The sequence below is a fragment of the Streptomyces sp. NPDC048420 genome (assembly GCF_040651535.1).
Classification (GTDB): domain Bacteria; phylum Actinomycetota; class Actinomycetes; order Streptomycetales; family Streptomycetaceae; genus Streptomyces.
In genome coordinates this window covers 26,232-34,571 of the sequence record NZ_JBEZKG010000003.1, presented here as the reverse complement: position 1 = coordinate 34,571, position 8,340 = coordinate 26,232, and the positions used below count along the sequence as shown (strand labels likewise).

Annotated in this window: 8 protein-coding genes; 4 read left to right on the top strand and 4 right to left on the bottom strand. The window is 70.5% G+C overall.

Going from position 1 to position 8,340, the window contains the following annotated elements:
* Positions 1–11: 11 nt before the first annotated feature.
* From AB0D34_RS05345 to AB0D34_RS05335, 3 genes are all read left to right on the top strand, one after another.
* Positions 12–1,052 (top strand): iron chelate uptake ABC transporter family permease subunit, encoded by a 1,041-nt coding sequence (locus AB0D34_RS05345; RefSeq protein WP_362656749.1) that lies wholly within the window; start codon positions 12–14, stop codon positions 1,050–1,052.
* 74 nt (positions 1,053–1,126) lie between these two features.
* Entirely contained in the window at positions 1,127–2,185 is a 1,059-nt protein-coding gene (locus AB0D34_RS05340; RefSeq protein ID WP_362656746.1) for an iron chelate uptake ABC transporter family permease subunit, read from the top strand.
* Between the two features lie 5 nt (positions 2,186–2,190).
* Positions 2,191–3,039: an ABC transporter ATP-binding protein gene (locus tag AB0D34_RS05335; RefSeq protein WP_362656743.1), complete on the top strand. Its 849-nt coding sequence runs from the start codon at positions 2,191–2,193 to the stop codon at positions 3,037–3,039.
* A 7-nt stretch (positions 3,040–3,046) separates the two neighbouring features.
* On the opposite strand, the gene AB0D34_RS05330 is transcribed toward AB0D34_RS05335, so the two are convergent.
* Positions 3,047–3,994, bottom strand: coding sequence for a methionyl-tRNA formyltransferase (locus tag AB0D34_RS05330; RefSeq protein WP_362656740.1), 948 nt, complete (start codon positions 3,992–3,994; stop codon positions 3,047–3,049).
* A gap of 124 nt (positions 3,995–4,118) precedes the next feature.
* Between AB0D34_RS05330 and AB0D34_RS05325 the strand changes: the two genes are divergently transcribed.
* A complete protein-coding gene (locus AB0D34_RS05325; RefSeq protein ID WP_362656738.1) occupies positions 4,119–5,423 on the top strand; it encodes a lysine N(6)-hydroxylase/L-ornithine N(5)-oxygenase family protein in 1,305 nt (434 codons plus the stop codon).
* A gap of 168 nt (positions 5,424–5,591) precedes the next feature.
* On the opposite strand, the gene AB0D34_RS05320 is transcribed toward AB0D34_RS05325, so the two are convergent.
* The 3 genes from AB0D34_RS05320 to AB0D34_RS05310 all read right to left on the bottom strand — a co-directional run bounded on the left by AB0D34_RS05320 (position 5,592) and on the right by AB0D34_RS05310 (position 8,308).
* Positions 5,592–6,284 (bottom strand): GntR family transcriptional regulator, encoded by a 693-nt coding sequence (locus tag AB0D34_RS05320; protein WP_362656735.1) that lies wholly within the window; start codon positions 6,282–6,284, stop codon positions 5,592–5,594.
* 64 nt (positions 6,285–6,348) lie between these two features.
* Positions 6,349–7,350: a proline racemase family protein gene (locus tag AB0D34_RS05315; RefSeq protein ID WP_362656732.1), complete on the bottom strand. Its 1,002-nt coding sequence runs from the start codon at positions 7,348–7,350 to the stop codon at positions 6,349–6,351.
* A 61-nt stretch (positions 7,351–7,411) separates the two neighbouring features.
* On the bottom strand, positions 7,412–8,308 hold the full coding sequence (locus AB0D34_RS05310; protein ID WP_362656730.1) for a dihydrodipicolinate synthase family protein: 897 nt from the start codon (positions 8,306–8,308) through the stop codon (positions 7,412–7,414).
* Positions 8,309–8,340: the final 32 nt, after the last annotated feature.

Genomic DNA, 8,340 nt, shown 5'->3' with positions numbered 1-8,340 from the left:
GGAAGTTGGACGTGGGGACCTCGGCGGTCCGGGCGGCGAAGCGCCCCCGCGCAGTACTCCTGCTCGCGCTCAGTTGCGCGGCGCTCCTGGCGCTGTGTGCCCTGTCGATGGCGTACGGCGCGCTGGGCGTCCCCCTCGACCAGGTCTGGCACACCCTGCTCGGCGACCCGCCCAGCAGCCGTGTCGACACGGTCATCTGGTCCGTACGACTGCCCCGCACCGCCCTCGGTCTGGCCACCGGTGCCGCCCTCGGCCTCTCGGGCGCGCTGATGCAGGCGCTGACCCGCAACCCGCTGGCCGACCCGGGCATCCTCGGGGTGAGCGCGGGCGCGGCCTTCGCGGTCGTGCTGTCGGTGGGGGTCGCCGGCATCGGCTCGGTCTACGGCTACATCTGGTTCGCCTTCGCGGGCGCACTCGCGGCGAGCGTCCTGGTGTACCTGCTCGGCGGCCTCGGCCGCTCCGGCTCCACCCCGGTGAAACTCGCGCTCGCCGGAGTCGCCGTGACCTCTGTGCTGTTCTCCCTGACCAGCGCGGTCGCGCTGACGGACCCGGACGCACTGAACCGCTACCGGTTCTGGTCGGCGGGGTCGTTGGCCGATCAGGACGAGGGGGTGCTGCTGAGGGTCCTGCCGTTCCTGGCGGTGGGCGCGGTCCTTGCGCTGGCCTGTGCTCCTGCGCTGAACCGCCTCGCGTTGGGCGACGACGTGGCGAAGTCGCTGGGCCTGCGGATCGGCGTGGTCCGCATCCTGGGGGTCGTGGCCGTCACCCTCCTCACCGGCGGCGCGGTGGCCGTCATCGGCCCGGTGGTCTTCGTGGGCCTGGTGGTCCCGCACATCGCCCGCGTTCTGGCACAGGCGGCGGGCATCGGCCCGGACTACCGCTGGCTGCTGCCCCTGTCGGCTGTGCTGGCCCCCTGCCTGCTGCTGGCCGCGGACATCGCGGGCCGCCTCCTGGCCCGCCCGGTGGAGATCCAGGCGGGGGTGCTGGTGGCGTTCGTCGGGGGCCCGTTCTTCATCGCGCTGGTCCGACGGCGCAGGCTGGCGGAGCTGTGATGACCCACCTAGGGGCGCGGGGAACTGCGCGACCAGCCACGTCGCACCCGCAGCCGAAAACGGAGCTGTGACCCATGACGACCCAACTGGCCCCCAGCCGCGTCGCCTTCAGATTTTCGGCGCCCCCAATCTCCGGCATCCTCCGTCCCCGCCTCCTGGCCACCTGCCTCGGCCTGACCATCGCCACCTTCCTGGTCTTCTGCGTGGAGACCTCGATCGGCGACATCTCCATCCCCCTCACCGACGTCATCAAGGCCCTCTTCGGAACCGGCGACCCCGGCACCCAACTGATCGTCCAGGAACTCCGCCTCCCCAGAGCCCTCGCAGGACTCCTCGTCGGCATCGCCTTCGGCCTCTCCGGCGCCCTCCTCCAGACCGTCACCCTCAACCCCCTCGCCAGCCCCGACATGATCGGCATCACCCAGGGCGCCGGCACCGCGGTGGTCGCGGGGATCGTGCTCGGCTGGGACGGCGGCATGGGCACCCAAACCCTGGGCCTGGTCGGCGCGTTGACCACCGGACTGCTCGTGTACGCCCTGGCATGGAAGCGCGGCACCACCGGCTACCGCATCGTCCTGGTCGGCGTCGGTGTCGCCTGGATCTGCACCAGCGCCACCGACTACCTGATGGCCCGCGGCCAGCGCTTCCAGGCGCAGGCCGCCCTCGGCTGGCTCGTCGGCAACCTCAACGGCCGCACCTGGGACCAGATCGGCCCGCTCGCCCTGACGATGGCCGTCCTGATCCCCGTGGCCCTGCTCCTCGGCCGGCAGATGCGGATCCTGCAACTCGGCGACGACGTGGCCCGTGGTCTCGGCACCCGCGTCCAACTGGTCCGTGTGGCCGTCCTGTTGGTCTCCGTCGGACTCGTGGCCTTCGGTACGGCGACCGCGGGCCCGGTCGCCTTCGTGGCGCTGGCCGCGCCCCAGGTGGCCCAACGCCTGTGCGGTACGACCTTCCCGCCGCCCGTGGCCGCCGGGCTGACCGGCGCCGTCATGGTCCTGGGCTCCGACCTGATCGCACGGGAGATCGTTCCCGGTACCGAGTTGCCCGTCGGGATCGTCACCGGTGTGCTCGGCGCACCCGTACTGCTGTGGCTGCTAGTCCGCGCCAACCGCGCCGGTTCAGGAGGCTGAAAGACGTGACAGACCTGTCCAGGGACAAGGCGGGCCCCGACCTGCGGGCCGAGGGCTTGCGGCTGGCGTACGACGACCGGATCGTCGTGGAGGACCTCGACCTGGCGATCCCGCCGGGCCGGATCACCGCCGTGGTCGGCGCCAACGCCTGTGGAAAGTCCACCCTGTTGCGTGCCCTTGCCCGGCTCCTGGCACCCAAGGCCGGGACCGTCCTCCTCGACGGCCGCTCCGTGCACTCGATCCCGACCCGGGCCCTCGCCCAACAGCTGGGCATCCTCCCGCAGTCGCCGGTCGCACCCGAGGGACTCACCGTCATCGACCTCGTGGGGCGCGGCCGTTCACCGCACCAGACCTGGTGGCGGCAGTGGTCGGGCACCGACGAGGAGGCCGTCCACGAGGCGCTGAGGGCCACCGACATGACCGACCTCGCGCACCGGGCCGTCGACGAACTCTCCGGCGGGCAGCGGCAGCGCGCCTGGATCGCCATGGCCGTGGCCCAGGGCACGCCCGTGATGCTCCTGGACGAGCCGACGACGTATCTCGACCTCGCCCACCAGATCGACGTGCTGGACCTCATCACCGACCTGAACCGGCACCAGGGCCGTACGGTCGTCATGGTGCTGCACGACCTCAACCAGGCCTGCCGGTACGCCGATCACGTCGTCGCCATGAAGGCCGGCCGGATCGCCGGCGAGGGGCCCCCGGCCGAGGTGATCACCGCTGCGATGGTGGAGGACGTCTTCGGGCTGCGGTGCGTGGTCGGCGAGGACCCGGTCAGCCGGACGCCGATGGTGGTGCCGATGGGCCGGCACCACGAGGGGACGGACGATCCCGCGACCGTCCCCATCGGGTGACCGGCCGCTACGGACGGGCCGTCAGATAGCCGCCCATCGTGCGGAAGTAGTCCGTCGCCGCGTGCTCGCTGCCGTCTTCTGTCCGCACCCGCCTGACCAGCAGACCGGGTAGCCGGCCCGAACGCGCCTCCCGGCCCGCGACGATGACGACCCCGTCGCCCTCGCGGATGAAGATACGGCCCGGGGTGCCGCCGTAACGGCCCTCGGAGACCGCGGCCGAGACGATCCGGACGCGTTCGCCGCGGTGGTGGGTGAAGGCGTTCGGATACGGGTCCGACTGCGCCCGCACGAACCGCTCCAACTCCTCGGCGGTCCAGGTCCAGTCGATCCGGCTGTCCTCCAGGGACCGCTTGTGGAAGAAGCTCGACTTCGAGCGGTCCTGCGCGGTCCACACCGCCTTGCCGGAGTCGATGAGTTCGAGGGAGTCGGCGACGAGCGGGCCGATCAGGTCGACCGTGCGGTGGAAGAGGTCCGTCGCGGTGTCCAACGGGCCTACGGGAACGGATCGTTGGAGCAGTACGTCGCCCATGTCGAGCTCGGCGTCCATGCGGTGGGCGGTGACGCCGACCTCCTTCTCGCCGTTGATGAGCGCCCAGATCAACGGGGAGAAGCCGGCGTAGGTGGGCAGCAGCGAGTCGTGGATGTTGAGCGTGCCGTGCGGGGGCAGGTCGAAGATCTCCGGCGGCAGCCAGGTGCGCCAGTTGTTGGCGACGATCAGATCCGGCTCAACCTCCTTGAGCCTGCTGAGGAGTTCGTCGTCGCCAGGGCGGTTGCGCAGCAGCACGGGTACGCCGTTCTCCTCGGCGAGGTCGGCCACCGAGTCGTTCCAGATCTTCTCGTACGCGTGCTCGCTCTTCGGGTGGGTCACCGCCAGGACCACGTCGTGTCCGGAGTCCAGCAGAGCTCTCAACGTCCGGTGTCCCCAGGTCTGGTAACCGAACATGACGACTCGCATGTATGAGCCCTCCTCAGCCATTGCTAGGTAAGGCTAACCTTATCTAACATGTGTGCGCTTGGGGGAGGCTGTGCTCTCACTTTGGGAACACTGTGCACTCCCACCCAGGGGAGAGGATGACGCGGTGACGGCACTGCAGACCGGTCCGGACTCCATCTACGACGTACTCGGCATCGGGTTCGGCCCCTCCAATCTCGCCCTCGCCATCGCACTCCACGAACACTCCGCGCAGTCGTCGACGGGGGCGGCGCCGAGGGTCCGGTTCCTGGAGAAGCAGGCGGGGTTCGGCTGGCACCGGGGCATGCTCATCGACGACGCCACCATGCAGGTCTCGTTCCTCAAGGACCTGGTCACGATGCGCGATCCCACCAGCGACTTCAGCTTCCTGTGCTACCTGCGCGACCAGGGCAGACTGGTCGACTTCCTCAACCTGAAGACGCTCTTCCCGCTCCGCATCGAGTTCCACGACTACTTCGAGTGGGCCGCCGCCAGGGTCGCCCACCTCGTCGAGTACTCCGCCGAGGTCGTCTCCGTCCGGCCCGTCACCGAGGACGGCGAGGTCCGCTACTTCGACGTCGCCAGCCGCGACCCCCGCACCCCGGGACGGCTCACCGTCCGCCGCGCCCGCAGCATTTGCGTGGCCACCGGCCTCGAACCGCACCTGCCGCCGGGCGCCGAACGCTCCGAACGCGTCTGGCACAACAGCGAGTTGCTGCCCCGCGTCGACGAACGGCGCCGCTCCGGCGGGCCGGTGCGCCGCGCCGTCGTCCTCGGCGCGGGCCAGAGCGCCGCCGAGGCCGTCGACTACCTCCACCGCAGCTTCCCCGACGCCGAGATCTGCTCGGTCTTCGCCAAGTACGGCTACACCCCGGCCGACGACAGCCCGTTCGCCAACAAGATCTTCGACCCCGAGGCCGTCGACCTCTACTACGGGGCGCCCCGCGAGGTGAAGCAGGCCCTCTTCGACTACCACCGCACCACCAACTACTCCGTGGTCGACATGGAGTTGATCGAGGCGATGTCCCGGACCATGTACCAGGAGAAGGTCCAGGGCCGGGAGCGGCTGCGCATGATGAACGTCTCCCGCATCCGCGAGGTCGAGGCCGAGGCCGACGAGGTCAAGGTGACGGTGGAGTTCCTGCCGACCGGCGAACGCGAGGTCCTCGCCGCGGATCTCCTCGTCTACGCCACGGGTTACCAACCCCGTGGCATCGGTGAGCACTTGGGTGAGGTCGCCAAGTTGTGCCTGCGGGACGAGGAGGACGCGCTCGTGGTCGGCCGCGACCATCGGGTGGCGACGGCTCCGCATGTCACGGCCGGGATCTATCTCCAGGGCGGCACGGAGCACACGCATGGGCTGACGTCGACGTTGCTGTCCACGACGGCCGTGAGGGCGGGGGAGATCAGGGAGTCCTTGCTGGCCGGGTAGACGGTCGGCTCGTCGGGTGCGGGCCGGTGGGGGCTGGTCGCGCAGTTCCCCGCGCCCCTGAGTGGGTTCGGTCCAGGCATGCCCAGCTGCAACTCCTCAGGGGCGCGGGGAACTGCGCGACGAGCCACAACGCACCCGCACCCGCCAGACACACCCCGCCCCCGCCCCCTAATGCGCCGCCCACAACCCCCGCACATGCCCGATATGCCGAGTCATGACCTCCCGCACCGCCTCCTCGTCGCGGGCGACCAACGCGTCCAGCAGCTCCAGATGCTCCTCCGCGGACGCCAGCAGCCGCCCCGCCTTCACCAACGGAGTGAGCCCGTACAGCCGAGACCGCCCCCGCAGGTCACCCACCACCTCGACCAGGTGCGCGTTGCCCGCGAGGGCGAGCAGCCCGAGGTGGAAGCGGGTGTCGGCCTCGACATAGGCGATCAGGTCACCGGACACCGCGGCCTGGACGATCTCCCGGGCGGCCGGGCGCAGCGCCTCCAGGGAGACCGGGTCGGCGGTAGTGGCCAGCTCCACCACCGTGGGGATCTCGATGAGCGAGCGGACGTGGGTGTACTCGTCGAGCTGCCGGTCGGAGACCGCGGTGACCCGGAACCCCTTGTTGGGCACGGTGTCGACCAGTCCCTCCTTGGCGAGGTCGAGCATGGCCTCGCGCACGGGCGTGGCCGAGACCCCGAACCGCGCGGCGAGCGCGGGCGCCGAGTACACCTGCCCCGGCAGCAGCTCGCCCGCGATCAACGCGGCCCGCAGGGCGTCGGCGACCCGCTCCCGGTAGCTGCTCTTCTTGCCGCCGAGGACGGGCAGGGCGGGAGTGGCGGCTGGGCCGCTGGATCGCGGGGCGGCGGTCATGAGGGGATCTCCTAGTGGTGCAATGTCACGCGGCACCCGGCATTATCCTCGACGCGCTCTGCGCTCACAGGACGAATCCCGCCGGGAACGGGTCGGTCGGGTCGAGCAGGTACTGGGCCGTGCCGGTGATCCAGGCGCGGCCGGTGAAGCTGGGCAGGACGGCGGGGCGGCCGGCGACCTCGGTGGTGCCGAGCAGCCGGCCGGTGAACCGCGTCCCGATGAAGGACTCGTTCACGAACTCGGTGTGCAGCGGGAGTTCATCGCGCGCGTGCAGCTGGGCCATGCGCGCGCTGGTGCCGGTGCCGCAGGGGGAGCGGTCGAACCAGCCGGGGTGGATCGCCATCGCGTGCCGGGAGTGCCGGGCGGTGGCGCCGGGCGCGATCAGATGGACGTGATGGCAGCCGCGGATGGACGGATCCTCCGGGTGAACGGGCTCCTCCTCCGCGTTGATCGCCTCCATGAGGGACAGCCCCGCCTTGAGGATGTCCTCCTTGCGGGCCCGGTCGAAGGGCAGCCCGAACTGGTCCAGCGGCAGGATGGCGTAGAAGTTGCCGCCGTACGCCATGTCGTATGTCACCGTCCGCCCGTCGGCCAGTGCGATCTTGCGGTCGAGGCCGACGGAGAAGGACGGCACGTTCCGCAGCGTGACGTTCTTCGCCCTGCCGTCCTCCACCGCGACCTCGGCGACGACCAGGCCGGCCGGGGTGTCGAGCCGGATCGTGGTGACCGGCTCGACGACCTCGACCATCCCGGTCTCCACCAGCACGGTCGCCACCCCGATCGTGCCGTGCCCGCACATCGGCAGATATCCGGAGACCTCGATGTAGACGACCCCCCAGTCGCAGTCCGGGCGGGTCGGCGGCTGGAGGATCGCCCCGCTCATCGCCGAGTGCCCGCGCGGCTCGTTCATCAGGAACTGCTTGATGTCGTCACGGTGCTCACGGAAGTACAGCCGCCGCTCGTTCATGGTGGCGCCGGGGATCGTGCCGATGCCGCCGGTGATCACGCGGGTGGGCATGCCCTCGGTGTGCGAGTCGACGGCGTGCAGGACGAGTTTGCTGCGCATGACGCTCCTGGTGATCGAGGGGTTGTGGCACCCGGCGGTGGGCGGTCTGTACGAGTCCGGCCTACGCGAGCCCGGCCGCGACCGCCCGCTCGGTGGCTGCACGCACGACGGCCTCCTGATCCGGCAGCAGCGCGACCCGCGGCGGACGGCAACTCCCGCCGTGGCGGCCGACGATGTCCATCGACAGCTTGATCGCCTGGACGAACTCGACCTTGGAGTCCCAGCGCAGCAGCGGATGCAGTTGCTCGTACAGCTTCTTCGCGGTGGCCAGGTCGCCGGCCACGGCCGTCCGGTACAGCTCGACGGAGGACCTGGGCAGCGCGTTCGGATAGCCGGCCACCCAGCCCTTCGCCCCCGCGACGGCGAGCTCCAGAAGGACGTCGTCGGCGCCGATCAACAGGTCGAGTTCCGGAGCGAGTTCGGCCAGCTGGTAGGCGCGGCGGACATCGCCCGAGAACTCCTTGACCGCGTGGATGTGCCCCTCGGCGTGCAGCTTGGCCAGCAGCTCCGGGACCAGGTCGATCTTGGTGTCGATCGGGTTGTTGTACGCCACGATCGGCACGCCCGCCTTCGCGACCTCGGCGTAGTGCGCGAGCACCGAACGCTCGTCGGCACGGTACGCGTTGGGCGGCAGCAGCATCACGGCGGCACAGCCCGCGTCGCGCGCCTGCTCGGCCCAGCGGCGGGACTCCGCCGAACCGTACGCGGCGACACCCGGCATCACCCGCTCACCGCCGATCGCGGCCACGGCCGTCTCGACGACCCTGGCCCGCTCCTCGGGCGTGAGCACCTGGTACTCGCCCAGCGATCCGTTCGGTACGACACCGTCACAGCCGTTCTCGACCAGCCAGGCGCAGTGCTCGGCGTACCTGTCGTAGTCGACGGAGAGGTCGTCGTTCAGCGGCAGCGCGGTGGCGACGAGCACTCCGCGCCAGGGACGAAGGTCGGTGGTGGTCATACGGGATTCCCTTCTCAATACGGTGTGACATT

What these genes read in the sequence shown, in the direction of transcription:
- AB0D34_RS05340 (WP_362656746.1), top strand. Translation starts at nt 1,127, where the DNA reads ATGACGACCCAACTGGCCCCCAGCCGCGTCGCCTTCAGATTTTCGGCG.
- AB0D34_RS05330 (WP_362656740.1), bottom strand. Translation starts at nt 3,994, where the DNA reads ATGCGAGTCGTCATGTTCGGTTACCAGACCTGGGGACACCGGACGTTG.
- AB0D34_RS05320 (WP_362656735.1), bottom strand. Translation starts at nt 6,284, where the DNA reads ATGACCGCCGCCCCGCGATCCAGCGGCCCAGCCGCCACTCCCGCCCTG.
- AB0D34_RS05315 (WP_362656732.1), bottom strand. Translation starts at nt 7,350, where the DNA reads ATGCGCAGCAAACTCGTCCTGCACGCCGTCGACTCGCACACCGAGGGC.
- AB0D34_RS05310 (WP_362656730.1), bottom strand. Translation starts at nt 8,308, where the DNA reads ATGACCACCACCGACCTTCGTCCCTGGCGCGGAGTGCTCGTCGCCACC.